Source organism: Pedobacter humicola, assembly GCF_056490705.1.
The window spans coordinates 19,311-35,775 of sequence record NZ_JBWJIG010000014.1 but is presented as its reverse complement, the minus strand read 5'-3'; the positions used below and the strand labels follow the sequence as shown (position 1 = coordinate 35,775).

Sequence of the window (16,465 nt, the reverse complement as noted above, 5' to 3'; positions counted from 1 at the left end):
TCTGGCAATAAGCATCTAATTATCATCTATATTTGAATAAGACTTTTAAAATTAAATCATGAATACACTGGTCATTTCAGGTGGTGGAAGCAAAGGTGCTTTCGCGGGCGGAGTAGCAGAATATCTGATCAATCATAGCCATAAAAACTATGATCTTTTTGTGGGAAGCTCTACAGGCAGCCTTCTTATACCCTTTTTGGCCATTGGCGAGGTAGAACGCATTAAAAAACTATATACAACGATTAAACAATCGGATATATTTACCGTTTGCCCATTTACGATCAAAACCAAAAACGGAAAGGTAAAACTCCGAATGAACCATCTGGGGATTATCATGCAGTTTATCAAACGACAGAAAACCCTCGGCGACAGCACCAATCTCCGAAATCTCATCAAAAAGAATTTTAAACGTAAAGATTTTGAGCAGATAAAAGAACTGAAGAAAGAAGTTGTGGTTACCGTTGCCAATTTAACTACACAGTTGATCGAATATAAATCATCAAATGATTGCAGTTATGAAGATTTTTGCGACTGGATGTGGGCTTCGTGTAATCTGGCCCCCTTGATGAGCCTCTGCAATAAGGATGGTAACGATTATGCCGATGGTGGATTTGGCAATCTTATACCCGTGCAAGAGGCTATTGTTAAAGGAGCAACTGAAATCGATACCATTGTTCTCCGGCAGGAAAAAGCTGTGTACAACAACCCTCCCTTGCAAAATGCGATTGAGGTATTTGCCCGCACCAGCGATTTTATGCTCAACCAAATCGCAAACGATGACCTGATCATCTCAAAACTGCAAACAGCAAGCAAAAACGTAAAAATCAATTTTTATTTCATAAACCGTGAACTGACCCCACATTCCTTCGTTTTTGATAAAAAGGAAATGAAAACCTGGTGGAAAGAAGGTTATGAACTGTTTAAAGATCAGGACTGTACCACTCAATTACTAGAGGTAAAACCGGATTCGGATATCCGTTAAATCGCTATCTGATTAAAAAAAGCCGTGATCCGCGGATAAAAACCTTTAATAGCGGTAAAAATATCAAATAAATTTAATGAATGGTTATTTCCTTCCCGTTTCAACACACGACACAATTAACACATTCATAACAATCATTTAACATTCAACACGATTTAAATCAGCTACTTATTCATTTATTTGAACTGAGCAGATAAGTGATCTGTACTACGAATACCCAAACTGATTTTATGCCGTCGTTCTGCACCATCATACCCTTTTTAGGGAACACCGACTTAAGTACCCCCCTTGCCCTTGTTTTTATTGTTTGCCTGCTTGCCGTAATTGGTTTCGAATTTGTAAACGGTTTCCACGATACGGCCAATGCGGTAGCTACGGTAATTTATACCAAGGCATTAAAACCTGTAATTGCCATCCCCTGGTCGGGATTTTGGAATTTCATGGGCGTATTTACAGGCGGCATTGCCGTAGCCATGGGCATCTTAAAACTGGTGCCCTTAGATGCACTAATGAATCTTCCCGTCGGTGTTGGGGCTGCTATGGTACTCGCTGTTTTACTGGCCTCCATTGCCTGGAATCTGGGCACCTGGTATCTGGGTATTCCCTGCTCGAGTTCGCATACTATGATTGGTGCCATGATTGGTGCTGGTTTAGCATTTACCTGGTATTATGGAGGTAAGGGCGTAAACTGGGGCAAGGCCGAAGAAATTGGCCTATCGTTAATTTTATCACCGATCATCGGCTTTGGATTGGCCATGCTCTTGATGTATTTCTTAAAACATGTAATTAAATATCATGCCCTTTTCCATATCCCACATGGAGAAAATGACAGACCTCCTTTATTGATCAGGGCTTTGCTTATTACTACCTGTACCTTGGTTAGCTTTTTTCACGGCAGTAACGACGGACAAAAAGGTGTGGGTTTATTGATGTTGATCCTGATCGCTTTTTTACCGGCAAAATTTGCAGTCAACCACCATATCCCTAACGGTAAGGTATTGTTCCAACTGAACCAAACCGAACAGGTGCTTCAAAAAACAGCAACACTTAACCACGGTAAAAGATTAGATATTGGCACTTTGATTACTAAAGTAGACAAAGCTAAATTTCATTTATCCCTCAAAAACGAAACTGATAAGAAAAATACCTATCTTTTCCGTAAGCAGATTGAAGAGGTAGTTGCTTCGGTAAAAACAATAAGAGAAGATAAAACTTTGGTTATTAGTGCAGCTGACCACCAGATACTTCATGATAATGCCACAGAGCTGTCGAAACTGGTAGAATTTGCACCGTTGTGGGTCATTTTATTGATTTCCATTTCACTCGGGCTGGGTACCATGATCGGCTGGAAACGCATAGCGGTTACCATAGGTGAAAAAATTGGAAATGAACATTTAAATTATGCCCAGGGCGCTACTTCCGAAATTGTTGCAGCCTCTACGATCGGATTGAGCACCGCTTTTGGTCTACCGGTGAGTACCACTCACGTATTATCGAGCGGTATAGCGGGTGCAATGGTGGCCTCGGGAGGCAGAAAAAACCTGAACAACAATACGCTTAAAAACATTGGTTTGGCCTGGGTGCTTACCCTACCGGTATCAATTGTATTGTCTATTTTGTTATTTATGCTTTTTCACCTGTTTATTTAAACAGTTTCAACTATTTCTTATTCTCTAAAAAAATGAAACAGATACTTGTAGCAACGGATTTTTCAAGAAGCGCTGGAAACGCTTTGGCCTATGCACTGGCGATGGCGAAAACACTGAAAATGGAAGTTGTGGCCATCCATGCCATCCATCCAACAGAGGGTATAAATAACAGCACCTATAATGCCATATTTATCGAATCGTACTATGAAAATAAAAGGGCAGCTTTGAAAGAATGGGCAGAAAACATCAGCAAAAGAGAAAATCTTACCGAGGTTAAACTCGAAACCATATGTGATGTAGGCTTTTTAAAAACCGTAATTACCAAACATACCGAAAGCAACCCTGTAGAATTGTTGGTAATGGGTATAACTGGTGCAACCGGGATTAGCGGAATTGTAGGGAGCAATGCCAGTATGGCGGTTACCAAAATGAGAATCCCCACCTTAATTGTGCCTTTGGAAAGCAGTTTCACCAATTTCCCGATCATTACATTGGCTACCGATTATGAAACGGTTTTATCGCCAAAAGATGTTACGGCACTGAACGAGCTGTTAAAAGCTTCGGGAACAAAAAAAATGCAGGTACTTTACGTTGCCGAAAAATCGGATGAAGTACATATTCAAACCGGCGAAAAAAGGATCAGAGAACTACTTCCAGATACGAAGATCGAATTTAATTACATGATGCACAATAGTGCCCCCAATGGCATTATGGACTTTATTAAAAGCAACCATACCGATATCCTTTGTTTAGTTAAACATCACCACAACATCATTTACCGCTTATTTACCAGCAGCACAGTTAACCAGGTGATGAACAAAACCGTAAAGGCAATATTGGTGCTGCACGAATAGTTTCTTTAGTCCAAAGCCGGTATTTTTATCGGAAGATGGAAAATGTAAGATGGATGATGGATTAAAATTTATGCAAATTTTAGCGGCGGAGGCAATGAACACCGAAAGTCTTGCCAGTTAGTCATCCTGAACGGAGTCGAAGGGCTTTTCATACTACCGGATAACGCCTCTGTTCTACTTCCTCACCTTCCTATAAAGTCTTGCTATTTTTTTCGCATCTTTTTTAAAGGTCTCCACATAATCTTCTATTTCTTTCCTTGATAAGGTTTCGATTTTAGCTTTAACTGCGTCTTTAAAACGACCTACAGCAAGGAGCTGATTTTTATGATCGCGAAATTTCACTTCAGGAAAAAGTTCTGTGATATGGCGTTTATTCCTTTCCCTGATTTCACTCAGTTTTGTAAAAGATTTTGACTTTGTATCGGCATTTAAATCTATAAGCGAATCATAATAATCATAATCGCCAATATAATTGATAACGCTTAAGGTAACAATGTTTGGATCCATATTCAATTTGTTTAAGCTAAATATAACAGTTTGTGTGCTCAATACACTATGCCCGACAAAAAATGTAAATCAACAAACAAATTTGAAAATGTTTATCACTTTTGAGCCATGACCAGCTAGCCCTGATCACATTTATTTCATAGCTTTAAGGCAATAAACCAGCAAAATAATTTAAACGGATATGGACAACACAGCATCTTTAAAAGATGGCGACCAATGCCTGGTTACGAGTGGAAGCCACAAAGGTAAATCGGGCAAAATAACTGATATACATGCCAGCAAAACTGGCCATATTACCATTACAGTAGTTCAAAGCGACACTACACGGTTCAAAACACTGATGAAAAACGTGGTATTGAAAGAAATTGAAAAATAAATTCGAATAACAATATGAAATTAGCAATGTCTATTATAGGATGGTCTGGTGTAGTGTTTTGTACACTTGGCTATCTTTTGTTGAGCATGAAATTCATCCGTGCAGACTCACTATCTTTCCAGGCACTTAACATACTGGGCGGCTTATGCCTTGCTGTAACTGCCTTAGATACACACGACCTGCCTAATGCAGCAGCAAATGTGCTTTGGATGTCAATCGGCTTATATGCCTTAAGCAGACAGTTTACTAAACGGGAACAGAAGCAGCCTTAACCGGCGATATGGAAAGTGCATCATAGGCTTTCTGTTTATAATAGGCCAAGCGTTCTGTATAGGCTTTTTTATCACTTTCCATCGAAAGATAAAAATAAGCTCCGTCAACCAGTACAAAGATAAAATCTGCAATGCCATGTGGATCTTCTACATGCGTTACACACCGCGCGTTGCATTGTTCAATCATCAGGGCAAGACCATTGCGCAAGGCATCCAGAATAAGTTTATACTTTAATTTGATCTTTTTTTCCCTAAAAGCCAGAGCATAAAAGGTATAGAACAAACCGTCATCAAAAAGCAGGTTCCATTTTTTGGAAAACAACATCTCTATGGTTTTCTGCAGATCATCCAAGGTTGCCTCACCCTTGTGTTTAACGGTATAGATCAATAGGTACCGATCGAGTATGTGGTCGATCAATTCGTAAGTTAATCCTTCTTTGGTTTCAAAATAATGAATAATAAGGCTTGGGTTAATATCCATCACCTTGGCAATCTTTGCGATAGACGTATTTTCGTAGCCCTCCTTTTTGGCTACCTGGTAAAATACTTTAATAATTTCCAGTCGTCTTGTTTCTTTTAGGCTTTTCCGTCCCATTCTGCAGTTAATTTAATTTGGCAAACTAATCAAAAGTAGCCGGATTCTGAAAATTTATTTTTATAAATAGATTGAATGAACGTTCAATTAATTTATTAATTTAGTTTTAACTTAACCTTAATATGATATGTTCAATTTAGCGCCGCTTAAAAGCACCTATCGTACAAATCAAACAACTGTATCATCTCAAATCAAACAATAATATCATCCCAAATCAAACAACTAATTCTTAAGTAACATGAAAAAAAAGCTACTATGGATCGTCAGCATGATGATCCTATCCGCTAGCGGCTTTGGTCAGGGAATCGCCATTAAGGGTACGGTTTCTGATGCAAAGACGGGGGAAACGCTTCCCGCGGTCAACATCACTGTAAAGGGAACAAATCTGCACGTCGCTACCAACGGTAGTGGTGTCTACATCATTAACAGTGCAAAGCCGGATGCCACTTTGATTGTTTCCTACATCGGCTACAAACAACAGGAAATTGCCGTGGCTGGCAGAACAAAAATCGATGTTTCCTTATCGCCTGACTATGCCAATCTCGACGAGGTAATGGTGGTTGGGTTCGGTACCAAGAAAAAAATCAATGTTGCCGGTGCCATTGATCAGATTTCGGGCAAGCAACTCGAATCAAGACCCGTAACCAATGTATTACAGGGTTTGCAGGGTATCAGCCCAGGCCTAAACATTACCTATGCCGGTGGTGCGCCGGGCAGTGTGCCCAATATCAACATCAGGGGCTATACTTCCATCAACGGAGGCTCTCCGTTAATCGTGATCGACGGTATTCCGGCAACCAGCAACGATGATATGCTGCGCTTAACACCTTCCGATATTACCTCTTTCACCGTATTGAGGGATGCGGCATCTGCAGCTATTTATGGTGCACGTGCCGCATTTGGCGTAATCCTGATTACAACCAAACAAGGCGTGGCAGGTAATAATGTAATAAGTTACAATACCTTCCAATCGTGGGCAAAACCCACTTTACTGCCTAAACCGGTAACAGATCCGTACATTTTCTCGAGGGTACTCGAAACTTCTACTGATAATACACCATGGGATTATGTAAACTATTCTGACGAGTATTACCGCTGGGCAAAAGAAAGATCAGAGAATCCGTCCATAGCCGACACCCGCCTAAACCCGACAGATCCTACAAAATGGGCTTACATGGGGAGCAATGACTGGTATAATTACTTTTTCAATAATTCCAGTTTATCTAAAAGCCACACCCTTACTTTTTCTGGCGGGGCTACTGTAAACGAAAAACCTTTAACCTATTACCTTTCAGCAGATTACTCAAGGGATAATGGTTTAAACAAACTTACTGCCGATTATTGGGACCGTTATGGATTGAGATCAAAAGTGGGTTTTTCTCCACTTTCCTGGCTTAAAATTGATAACAACCTCAATATTTATGAAACCAAACGGGCACTCCCGAATGGAAACATTACCGACCTGTATTACCTGATGCCTACAGACGTGGCCAAAAATCCTGATGGAACCTGGGCAAATACCGCAGCTGGTAAACTGGCCGCAAAACTTGTTGATGGTGGCAACAACCTTCAGAATATGTTCGGTTTTCAGAACATTACCAGTGCAACAGCCTTGTTTTTAAAAGGCGATTTACAAGTCAATGGCGATGCATCTTTTAAACGCGAACTTTGGAAAACACATAACGACAGTAAAAAATACAAAATTGGTTATGGCCCTAATGATATCCGCGAAGAAGGCGGAAATGGCTCCGTAACTGAAAACAATGGTTATCTATACAATAACGCCTTTAACTTATATACCACTTACAAAAAAACTATCGGCGACCATTTTTTCAGCGCCATGGTAGGTTTTAACAGTGAAGATTACAGTTACTCAACTGTAAATGCAAGCAAAGATATGCTGATTTCTTCTTCGCTACCTTATCTGTCGCTTACCAGCGGTGTGGCAACGGCTAGTGCAGGTTATTCGGCTTATGCTACCAATAGCGCATTTTCGAGGTTAAACTACACTTACAAAAACAGGTATATTTTAGAGGCAACCGGGCGGTATGATGGTTCATCGCGTTTTCCGGTAGAAAGACGTTGGGGTTTCTTTCCTTCAGCCTCTGCAGCCTGGATAGTGAGCGGTGAAAATTTCTTTAAATCCTTATCGCCTGCGGTATCTACATTTAAACTCCGTACCTCTTATGGCGATCTCGGAAATCAAAACGTAGGTGATTTTGGTTATATCCAATCACTGGCCACTGGTACTTCTGGCTACTTAATTGGTGGTGCCGGACAAAACCAGATCATTACCGGAGCCCCGGGATTAAACGTAGATCCTCAAACGTATACCTGGGAAAGGGTATCCACTTTAAATATGGGTACTGATATCGGATTATTGAACGACAAGTTATCTTTCACATTTGATTATTATATCCGCGATACCAAAGGTATGCTTACTGCCGGACAGGAACTACCTGGTGTATTGGGTACTGCCGTTCCGCGTCAGAACTCGGCCGATCTTCGCACCAAAGGGTGGGAGCTTTCGGTAACATACAGAGATAGATTTGATCTTGGCCCGAAACCTTTCAGCTTTGATGCCAAAATATTCCTGGCCGATTCTAAAGCTAAAATTACCAGGTTCAAAAATGATCAAAACCTATTTTCAAATTACCGTGAAGGACAAACCCTCGGAGAAATATGGGGGTTACAAAATGATGGAGTTTTCCGTAGCAAAGCAGAAATTGCCGCTTTAGATGAATCTGCACTTATTCCATGGGGTGCACTTTCTATTGTTGAAGGGTGGCCCAAATACGTAGATCTGGATGGAAATAAGAAAATAGAAACAGGACTGAGCTCGAACAACCCGAAGGATTTAAAAATTATCGGAAACAGCGCTGACCGTTATACCATTGGTGCCAACCTGAATATGGATTGGGCTGGGTTTGATCTTTCAGTTTTCCTACAAGGCGTATTAAAAAGAGATTTTTATCCTCACCACTATCTTTTTTGGGGCCCTTACCAACAGCCATACGCAAACGTTTATCCATGGAACCTTGATTTTTACCGTGGTGTTGCAGATTCGCCTGAGCAAAGGGCTAAACATTCGGCTTCATATATTGCTGCTGGCCTAGCCGATGCCAATACCGATTCGCAATACCCGGTATTACAATCGTGGCTTGCAGATGCCAATTATGGTTCAGGTTTAGACATTCCTCAAACCAAATATTTACTCAACGGCGCTTACCTAAGGATCAAAAATGTTTCGTTGGGCTATACCCTGCCGAGAAAATGGACCAAAAAGTTTAGTGTAACCCGCCTGCGTGTATTTGTTACCGGAGAAAACCTATATGAATTTTCTTCGATCAAAAAATTCATTGATCCGGAAGCAGTTAACCAGGGACCTAGTGCCTGGGCATATCCGTATCAGCGCAGATATGCGTTTGGCTTAAATCTAGATTTTTAATTTAAGGATCCATCACCTTCAAATCATTTGTAAATGAAAAAGTATATATATATCGTATTTATTGCAGCTGTGGCTATGTTCACAGCATGTAAAAAAGGCGGATTGGACCGTTTCCCGCAAACTTCCATCTCTCCTAACCTGTTCTTTAATACCGAAAGTGATCTTTCGCTTTATGTTAACGGACTCATTTCTCAACCAGACCGCAATACGTATCTCAACGATCAGAGTACAGATAATGTAGCCACCACTGCAGCAGTTGAAGTGAAAAATATCATGGCTGGTAATGCAAATGCACAGAACATTACCACGGGCTGGAGCTGGGGCAGATTAAGGAACATTAATTACTTTCTGGAAAATTATGGAAAAGCACAGGTTTCGGCCGCAGTTAAAAATCATTATGCCGGTTTAGCGCGGTATTACCGCGCCGAATTCTATCTGGATAAAGTAAAACGTTTCTCTGATGTACCCTGGTATTCGGGCACATTGGAACCTACTGATGAAGAACTGTACCGCCCACGTGATCCGCGTGCATTAATTGCAGATAGTATTATGGCGGATCTGGATTTCGCCTATAAAAACGTAAGGGAAAGTGTTCCGGTGGGTACTCCGGGAAAATGGGCGGTTGCTACCTTATATGCACGTGCAGCACTTTACGAAGGTACTTATCGTAAATACCATAACGAACTGAATCTAAGCAACTCTGCGAATACCTTTTTAGAAACCGCAGCAAGAGTTTCCGGTGAGATTATTGCTGCCAAAAAGTTTAGCATCTATAATACCGGAAAGCCTGAGCAGGATTATGGAGCATTATTCTCAAGTCAGGATTTAACAGGCAATGGCGAGGTTATTCTGGTCAACATCTTTGACATGAGTAAGAGCAAAAGCCAGAATGTGAATTCGACTGTATTCGGCGATTATGAGCAGGCGCCCGCTAAAGACCTCTTACAAACTTATTTAATGAAAGATGGAACCCGGTTTACCAATATTGCTGGCTATGCGCAAATGGGTTTTGTAGACGAATTTAAAAACCGTGACCCCAGGATGTCGCAAACGATGGTTTATCCGGGATGGATCAGGGTACCCGATCCTACACCATACATTCAGCGCTTGAACAAAAACTTTACGGGTTACCACCAGCTAAAAGGATATGTAAACAGCACGGATAATGCGATCTTAAACGGAGTAGATTTTCCGGTATACCGTTATGCTGAAGTATTGCTCACCTACGCAGAAGCACTTGCCGAATTGGGCACTTTAACACAAGCTCAACTCGATCAATCGGTAAACCTGCTTCGCAAAAGAGTAGGTCTGCCCGATCTTAATCTTGCAACAGCGAATGCCAATCCCGATCCAGCTTTACAGTTACAATATGCTAATGTGACCAGTAATGTTGGTGTGATATTGGAAATCAGAAGAGAGCGCCGTGTTGAATTTGCTTTCGAAAATATGAGATTTGACGATCTGATGCGCTGGAAGGCAGGCAAACTGCTTACCAAAAGCCCCGAAGGCATGTACTTTGCCGGATTAGGCAAATACGACCTTACCGGTGATGGTGTTGATGATATCATTTTGATCGACAGAACGGCAACTATTCCTGGCGAAGACCAGAAAGAGAAGAATTCATTAGGGGTAAAACTTAATTATTATCGCGCAGGAACAATTGGAACCGATGCCACCGTTTATTTAAAAAACGGTAACTCCGGGGGCAATATCGTAACTGAAAGCGTGACCAGAAATTTTGAGGAACCAAAATTTTACTATCGCCCTATCCCTCAACAACAAGTAATCCTGAATCCTAAATTGAAACAAATTTTTGGCTGGTAATCATGACAGAAATAAAAAGAAGGTCTTTACTAAAGGCCATAGGGCTCTCAGCAGGTGCCGCGTTTTCAGGTGTATTACCCGCACTGGCATCAGAAACACTGTTAGAAAAACCAAAGGGTAAAAAATTGATGCTTACTGTGCCACATATTACCGATGTGCACATTAGGGCGGGTGAAAATGCACCTGAACGTTTTAAAGCTTGCTTAAAGCAAATCATTAGCGAACATAAGGTGGACTTTTTTCTAAACGGCGGCGATTCCATCAACGATGCTTCTTATGATAATGTAATCCGTGATCAGGTAACCGAACAATGGGGCATCTGGGATGACTGTATCAAAACAATTGATAAATACGAGATTCACAGCTGTATCGGCAACCACGATACCTGGTGGAAAGCACCTGAAAAAACCGATGAAATGTACGGAAAAAACTATGTGGTAAAACGGTTGAAAATTCCGAACCGCTATTATAGTTTCTCCAAAAAGAACTGGCATTTTATTATCCTGGATGGAAATAACAGTAAAATCTCGCTTGATGATGAGCAGTATAACTGGCTTGAGCAGGAATTAAAAAACCTGCCTGCCGGCACGCCTACCCTGCTCATGTCGCACTATCCAATCCTGGGCACAACCCAGGTATTGGTTGGTGGCGGACATTCGGACTGTAAAAAACTTAAGGATCTTTTCTACAAACACCGTGATAAGGTAAAAATCTGCTTGAGTGGACATAACCACCTTTCTGATCAAACGGTTTACAATGGCGTTCGATATTGCTGCAACGGAGCCATGAGTGGTTTTTGGTGGGGCAAGGGCGACGCGGAATCGGCTGGTCCAGGTTATTATTTAGAAACGCCACCAGGATACGCTATTCTCAAAATGTACGAAGATGGAACGGTAGAAAATGAATATTTCCCACATACTTTCTAATAAAAAGACAGAACCATGTTATTAAGAACAATTATTTTCGCCTGCTGTATTTCTTTATCTCAGTCGGTACTTGCTCAAAACAGAACCCCTAAAGTCGTATATGTAATCGCTGATGGTATCCCTGCTGATGTAATCGAAAAACTGGAGTTGCCTAATTTCAAAAAGATTATCTCGGCAGGATCGTATTCGCGCATGCACGTAGGAGGTGATAAAGGGAGCTATAACGAAACGCCAACCATATCTGCAGTTGGTTACAATAGCCTGCTAACCGGCACCTGGGTAAATAAACATAACGTACCCGATAATGACATTAAGGTGCCCAATTACAACTATCAACATATTTTTAGGTTGTTTAAAAGCCAGTATCCTGAGAAAAAAACAGCAATTTTCTCCAGCTGGACAGATAATCGGACCAGGTTGCTTGGCGATGGCCTTTCTGAAACCGGAAATTTTAAACCCGATTATGTAGCAGATGGTTACGAATTAGATACGGCCCGCTTTAAACACGATAAGAACTCGGCATACATGCACCTTATCGATGAGGAAGTGGTTAAACAGGCTGTAAATACCATTCATGATCAAGCACCGGATCTTTCCTGGTTGTATCTGGAATATACTGATGATATGGGACACCGCTATGGAGATAGTCCTGAATTTTACAATGCCATTAACATGCTGGATAAACAGATGGGGCAAATCTGGGATGCGATTACTTACCGTCAGCAAAAGTTCAAGGAAGATTGGTTGATCGTCATCACAACGGATCACGGCCGCGATGAAAAAACCGGTCGCGGACATGGAGGCCAATCCGACCGGCAACGATCAACCTGGATGGTGAGCAATTATAAAGATCTGAATACTTACGCTCAATACTTTGATATTGGTGTGGTAGATATTATGCCTTCAATTGCACGTTTTCTTCATGTAAAATTGCCCAAAAGTGTTGTTCAGGAAATTGACGGTACGCCCTTTACAGGCCCGGTATCGATAGCTGGACTAAAAACAAATTATGTGCAGAACCATCTCGACATTAGCTGGAAGGCATTGGAAAAGAAAGGAAAGGTAAAGATTTGGTTAGCCACAACCAATGCATTTAAAAATGGTGGAAAAGATGACTACCATTTATTGGCTGAGATCGATGTTAACCAGCAACATTATTTTGCCGATCTTAAAGATTATCCCTCGCCTTTTTACAAACTCATACTTGAAGCACCAAACAATATGCTAAACAAGTGGATAAACATTAAATGATAAAGTTTAAAACAGAAAAGTCCAAGGGCTGGATTAGCATTGGACTTTTCTGTTTATCCCAAGAAAAATTAATTTAAACTTAAGGCGGCAACTTCAGTGCAGCTGTTTAATCAGTGCTAGGCAAGCTGGTTTAATTTTGTTCAATTTCCTTCAAGCTGTTCATTTTCTTATAGGCCAGGAAGCCTTTAATATCTTCAAAGTGTTCACGAACACGTTTATTACCAAACTCAAATACCTTATCAGCCAGCCCATCCAGGAAATCCCGATCATGGGATACCAAAATCAAAGTACCATCAAAATCTTTCAGGGCATCTTTAATAATGTCTTTGGTCTTCATATCCAAATGGTTGGTCGGCTCATCCAGGATCAACACATTTACGGGTTCTAAAAGCAATTTAATCATTGCCAAACGTGTTTTTTCTCCGCCCGAAAGCACTTTAACCTTTTTGGTGGTATCATCGCCACTGAACATAAAGGCACCCAAAAGATCTTTAATTTTTATGGTTCCATCTGTTAATGGAATCTGGTCGATGGTTTCGAATACGGTTAAACTTTCATCAAGCAAAGCAGCCTGATTTTGGGCAAAGTACCCAATTTTAGCATTGTGCCCAACTTTTAAACCACCTTCAAAATCAATTTCACCCATAATGGCTTTGATCATTGTCGACTTACCCTCACCGTTTTTACCAACGAAAGCTACTTTTTCTCCCCTTTCGATCACCATGGATGCTTTTTCGAAAACCACATGATCGCCATAGGTTTTGGTCAATTCTTCTACCATTACCGGATACTGACCAGAACGTGGCGATGGTGGAAATTTTAAGCGCAATGCCGATGTATCTACCTCATCGATCTCAATTACCTCAAGTTTCTCGAGCATTTTTACACGCGATTGTACCTGCAGGGTTTTGGAGTAGGTTCCCCTAAAACGGTCGATAAATTCCTGGTTATCGGCAATAAAACGTTGCTGCTCTTCGTAAGCTTTTAATTGATGGATACGGCGATCGGCACGTAGTTGGAGATAGTGTGTATATTTAGCCTTATAATCATATATCCTGCCCATGGTAACCTCAATGGTGCGGTTGGTGATGTTATCTACAAAGGTACGGTCGTGGGAAATAACCATCACTGCCTTGGCCGAATTGATCAGGAAATCTTCCAGCCACTGAATACTTTCGATATCCATATGGTTGGTAGGCTCATCCAGTAAGATGAGATCGGGTTTCTTTAATAAAATCTTCGCCAACTCGATACGCATGCGCCAGCCACCCGAAAATTCAGAAGTTTGGCGGGTAAAGTCCTTACGCTCGAATCCCAAACCCTTCAACACTTTTTCTACTTCCGCATCGTAATTGGTTTCTTCGATCGAATAAAATGTCTCGCTCAGTTCAGATACCCGCTCGATGAGTTTCATGTAATCGTCACTTTCGTAATCGGTACGGATGGTCAGCTGCTCATTCAGTTCGTCGAGCTCCTTTTGCATCTGGTTTACCTCCGCAAAAGCTTTCATCGTTTCTTCAAAAACAGTAAGTTTATCCTGAGTTAATAAATGCTGTGGTAAATAGGCAATTACAGCATCTTTCGGTCCGGTTACATTACCAGAAGTAGGTTTGGCTACATCAGCTATGATTTTTAACATGGTTGATTTACCTGCACCATTTTTACCCATCAGCGCGATTTTATCGTTCTCGTTGATGGAAAAGGTTACGTCGCTAAAAAGGGTTGTTCCGCCAAATGAAACGGAGATGTTATTTACATTGATCACGGTTGGGGGTATTAAATTAGCGGCAAAGATAAAATAAAGCGCGTAAATAATAGCCAGAGCATGAGCAAATAGAAATAAAAAAGCCTCCAGGAATGATCCTGAAGGCTAAAATCATTATTTAGCGAAATAATTACGGAGTTCCCCGCTGTTTTCGCCATAGTTCCAACGAACCTGATCTGCTTTTCCATCACCATTGATATCAGAAAAGTAAAATACTGTATTTTCGCTTTGTGATGTTCCGCGGAGCGAATAAACCGGACCATCGAATCCTGAGGTTGTGGAATAATACACTTTAATCTTACCTAAATAATTGCTTGGGTTCCAATAAATTTTATCTGCCCTGCCATCGCCATTTACATCAGCAAAATAAAACCTGGTACTATCCGAAACGCTTGTCGCACCACTATCGCTAAATGTTGCCGAAGCAGTAAAGGTACCATCACCATCCGAAAGATAAACCATTGGTTTTCCTGAATTTAAACCCGGATGCCAAAGTATTTTATCAGCTCTGCCATCGCCGTTTACATCCTGATAATAAAAAGTAGTGCCGCCCGTGGTACTGGCGCCTTCGCTACCCGCCACAACAGTACCGCTAAAGTTTCCGTTTGAGGTAGCGAGATAAACACGGGTACGGCCCGAATCGAAAGTTGCGTTCCAGTAAATTTTATCCGCTTTTCCATCTCCGTTTACATCAGCGAAATGATATACTGTTGTACTACCGGCACTGGTTCCTTCCGGATTTTCTATCGCGGTTGTACTGAAATTTCCATTTGTAGTAGCCAAAAACACCCGTGTGCGACCAGAATTTGTTGTAGGGTCCCAAAGGATTTCATCTGCTTTTCCATCACCGTTTACATCAGCATAATGATAACGGGTGGTAGCCAGGGTTGATGCTCCTGCCGCATGTTTAACCGCAGGCGAAATGAAAGTACCGTTCCCGCTCGAAAGAAAAACCTGTGGTTTGCCATCATCAAAATTAGGTCTCCAGTAAATTTTATCTTTTTTCCCATCACCATTTACATCCGCAAAATAAAAATTTGTCGCAGCTGAAGCACTTAAGCCATTGGCATCAACATGTGCGCCTCCAAATACTGAAGGCAGGTAGCTTGCCATTACCGGCCAATGATCTGAAGGCCAGAAACCACCATAACTGGTTTTGATGATTTTTGAACTGGTATAAGCCATGTTACGATCGCTCATCATCCAATCGAGTTTATTCGTTCCCGTAGCGGTCCAGCCGTGGAAAGTAGGTTCTCCATCGCTATCGCCCAAGGCATCTACCACATCCAGGCCGCTTTTTAAGATTCCGATTTCCGTAGTTCCCGGAATGGCATTAAAATCACCAAAAACAATTAATGGAAGGTTTTGAGTGTTTTTTTGATTGATTCCAGCCACCCATGCATTTGCATTATCAATCCGTACAGCCTGCGAATCGAACTGCCAGTGGCTGTTGCTAACAAAATATTGTTTTGAATCTGTTTTATCTGTCAATACCACCCAGGTTGAAGTATTGGTTGGACCGATATCCAGCGTACCGCTGCTGTTCAGCGTAAAACGGCTGTTCTTAAAGAAAATAGCTTTGGGTGTACCTGTAATGGCGGTATCATAATATTCGCCATAACCTAAAGTTGCCATTTGCCCTCGAAACCAGGTTTCGAAACTGTTATCAGAAAATTCCTGCAGACCGAATACATCGGGGTTATTATCTACAATAATCTGCCGGATGTTATTTTGTCTTTGTGTAATGCTTTGTGGATCGCCAGGATCGTTATGCCTTACATTAAAAGATAAAACCTTGATCTCGGTCTGACCTGCTAATAAGCTTGCATTGGCATCGGCAAGCGAGGCAGGTTTTGCACTAAACGTTTTGTCGATTTCTGCCAATTGTGGGTCCTTGCAAGCTGTAAAAACGGATCCCGAAAGGAATAAACCCAATGCCAGAGGCTTTAGGCGACCTAGATTTTTAAATCTATTGGCCGTTAACTGATTTTTTTTCATGGTGGATTGTTGAGAATG

At 41.3% G+C, this 16,465-nt stretch carries 13 protein-coding genes; 9 read left to right on the top strand and 4 right to left on the bottom strand.

Translation table 11 applies throughout. The features are described 5' to 3' along the window. The first annotated feature begins 58 nt into the window (after positions 1-58). The 3 genes from AC04Q1_RS19950 to AC04Q1_RS19940 all read left to right on the top strand — a co-directional run bounded on the left by AC04Q1_RS19950 (position 59) and on the right by AC04Q1_RS19940 (position 3,485). Positions 59-982 (top strand): patatin-like phospholipase family protein, encoded by a 924-nt coding sequence (locus AC04Q1_RS19950; RefSeq protein WP_478366324.1) that lies wholly within the window; start codon positions 59-61, stop codon positions 980-982. A 230-nt stretch (positions 983-1,212) separates the two neighbouring features. Then, the gene (locus AC04Q1_RS19945) at positions 1,213-2,631 is read left to right on the top strand and encodes an inorganic phosphate transporter (protein WP_478366323.1); all 1,419 of its coding nucleotides are present in this window, start codon (positions 1,213-1,215) and stop codon (positions 2,629-2,631) included. A 32-nt stretch (positions 2,632-2,663) separates the two neighbouring features. Next, entirely contained in the window at positions 2,664-3,485 is an 822-nt protein-coding gene (locus tag AC04Q1_RS19940; protein WP_478366322.1) for a universal stress protein, read from the top strand. Positions 3,486-3,659: 174 nt separating this feature from the next. Here AC04Q1_RS19940 and AC04Q1_RS19935 read toward each other — a convergent pair whose 3' ends face one another. Continuing rightward, complete coding sequence (locus tag AC04Q1_RS19935) at positions 3,660-3,992, bottom strand: hypothetical protein (protein ID WP_478366321.1); 333 nt, start codon at positions 3,990-3,992, stop codon at positions 3,660-3,662. A 181-nt stretch (positions 3,993-4,173) separates the two neighbouring features. Between AC04Q1_RS19935 and AC04Q1_RS19930 the strand changes: the two genes are divergently transcribed. After that, a complete protein-coding gene (locus AC04Q1_RS19930; protein WP_478366320.1) occupies positions 4,174-4,368 on the top strand; it encodes a KOW motif-containing protein in 195 nt (64 codons plus the stop codon). Positions 4,369-4,382: 14 nt separating this feature from the next. Then, positions 4,383-4,640 (top strand): CBU_0592 family membrane protein, encoded by a 258-nt coding sequence (locus AC04Q1_RS19925; RefSeq protein ID WP_478366319.1) that lies wholly within the window; start codon positions 4,383-4,385, stop codon positions 4,638-4,640. Here the strand turns inward: AC04Q1_RS19925 and AC04Q1_RS19920 are convergent. Next, positions 4,615-5,235: a TetR family transcriptional regulator gene (locus AC04Q1_RS19920; RefSeq protein ID WP_478366318.1), complete on the bottom strand. Its 621-nt coding sequence runs from the start codon at positions 5,233-5,235 to the stop codon at positions 4,615-4,617. The genes AC04Q1_RS19925 and AC04Q1_RS19920 overlap by 26 nt on opposite strands. Positions 5,236-5,473: 238 nt before the next feature. Here AC04Q1_RS19920 and AC04Q1_RS19915 point away from each other — a divergent pair, with 238 nt between their 5' ends. From AC04Q1_RS19915 to AC04Q1_RS19900, 4 genes are read left to right on the top strand one after another with little or no spacing between them, the layout of a single operon-like run. Then, positions 5,474-8,683 (top strand): SusC/RagA family TonB-linked outer membrane protein, encoded by a 3,210-nt coding sequence (locus AC04Q1_RS19915; RefSeq protein WP_478366317.1) that lies wholly within the window; start codon positions 5,474-5,476, stop codon positions 8,681-8,683. Positions 8,684-8,716: 33 nt separating this feature from the next. Then, positions 8,717-10,507 (top strand): RagB/SusD family nutrient uptake outer membrane protein, encoded by a 1,791-nt coding sequence (locus tag AC04Q1_RS19910; RefSeq protein WP_478366316.1) that lies wholly within the window; start codon positions 8,717-8,719, stop codon positions 10,505-10,507. 2 nt (positions 10,508-10,509) lie between these two features. Then, a complete protein-coding gene (locus tag AC04Q1_RS19905; protein ID WP_478366315.1) occupies positions 10,510-11,433 on the top strand; it encodes a metallophosphoesterase family protein in 924 nt (307 codons plus the stop codon). Between the two features lie 15 nt (positions 11,434-11,448). Continuing rightward, positions 11,449-12,684, top strand: coding sequence for an alkaline phosphatase family protein (locus AC04Q1_RS19900; RefSeq protein ID WP_478366314.1), 1,236 nt, complete (start codon positions 11,449-11,451; stop codon positions 12,682-12,684). Positions 12,685-12,814: 130 nt separating this feature from the next. On the opposite strand, the gene AC04Q1_RS19895 is transcribed toward AC04Q1_RS19900, so the two are convergent. After that, a complete protein-coding gene (locus tag AC04Q1_RS19895) occupies positions 12,815-14,449 on the bottom strand; it encodes an ABC-F family ATP-binding cassette domain-containing protein (protein WP_478366313.1) in 1,635 nt (544 codons plus the stop codon). 114 nt (positions 14,450-14,563) lie between these two features. Then, the gene (locus AC04Q1_RS19890; RefSeq protein ID WP_478366312.1) at positions 14,564-16,447 is read right to left on the bottom strand and encodes an FG-GAP-like repeat-containing protein; all 1,884 of its coding nucleotides are present in this window, start codon (positions 16,445-16,447) and stop codon (positions 14,564-14,566) included. Positions 16,448-16,465: the final 18 nt, after the last annotated feature.

Bases quoted from the DNA above. Each gene is read 5' to 3' on its own strand.
- AC04Q1_RS19950 (WP_478366324.1), top strand. From the start codon at position 59: ATGAATACACTGGTCATTTCAGGTGGTGGAAGCAAAGGTGCTTTCGCG.
- AC04Q1_RS19945 (WP_478366323.1), top strand. From the start codon at position 1,213: ATGCCGTCGTTCTGCACCATCATACCCTTTTTAGGGAACACCGACTTA.
- AC04Q1_RS19940 (WP_478366322.1), top strand. From the start codon at position 2,664: ATGAAACAGATACTTGTAGCAACGGATTTTTCAAGAAGCGCTGGAAAC.
- AC04Q1_RS19935 (WP_478366321.1), bottom strand. From the start codon at position 3,992: ATGGATCCAAACATTGTTACCTTAAGCGTTATCAATTATATTGGCGAT.
- AC04Q1_RS19930 (WP_478366320.1), top strand. From the start codon at position 4,174: ATGGACAACACAGCATCTTTAAAAGATGGCGACCAATGCCTGGTTACG.
- AC04Q1_RS19925 (WP_478366319.1), top strand. From the start codon at position 4,383: ATGAAATTAGCAATGTCTATTATAGGATGGTCTGGTGTAGTGTTTTGT.
- AC04Q1_RS19920 (WP_478366318.1), bottom strand. From the start codon at position 5,235: ATGGGACGGAAAAGCCTAAAAGAAACAAGACGACTGGAAATTATTAAA.
- AC04Q1_RS19915 (WP_478366317.1), top strand. From the start codon at position 5,474: ATGAAAAAAAAGCTACTATGGATCGTCAGCATGATGATCCTATCCGCT.
- AC04Q1_RS19910 (WP_478366316.1), top strand. From the start codon at position 8,717: ATGAAAAAGTATATATATATCGTATTTATTGCAGCTGTGGCTATGTTC.
- AC04Q1_RS19905 (WP_478366315.1), top strand. From the start codon at position 10,510: ATGACAGAAATAAAAAGAAGGTCTTTACTAAAGGCCATAGGGCTCTCA.
- AC04Q1_RS19900 (WP_478366314.1), top strand. From the start codon at position 11,449: ATGTTATTAAGAACAATTATTTTCGCCTGCTGTATTTCTTTATCTCAG.
- AC04Q1_RS19890 (WP_478366312.1), bottom strand. From the start codon at position 16,447: ATGAAAAAAAATCAGTTAACGGCCAATAGATTTAAAAATCTAGGTCGC.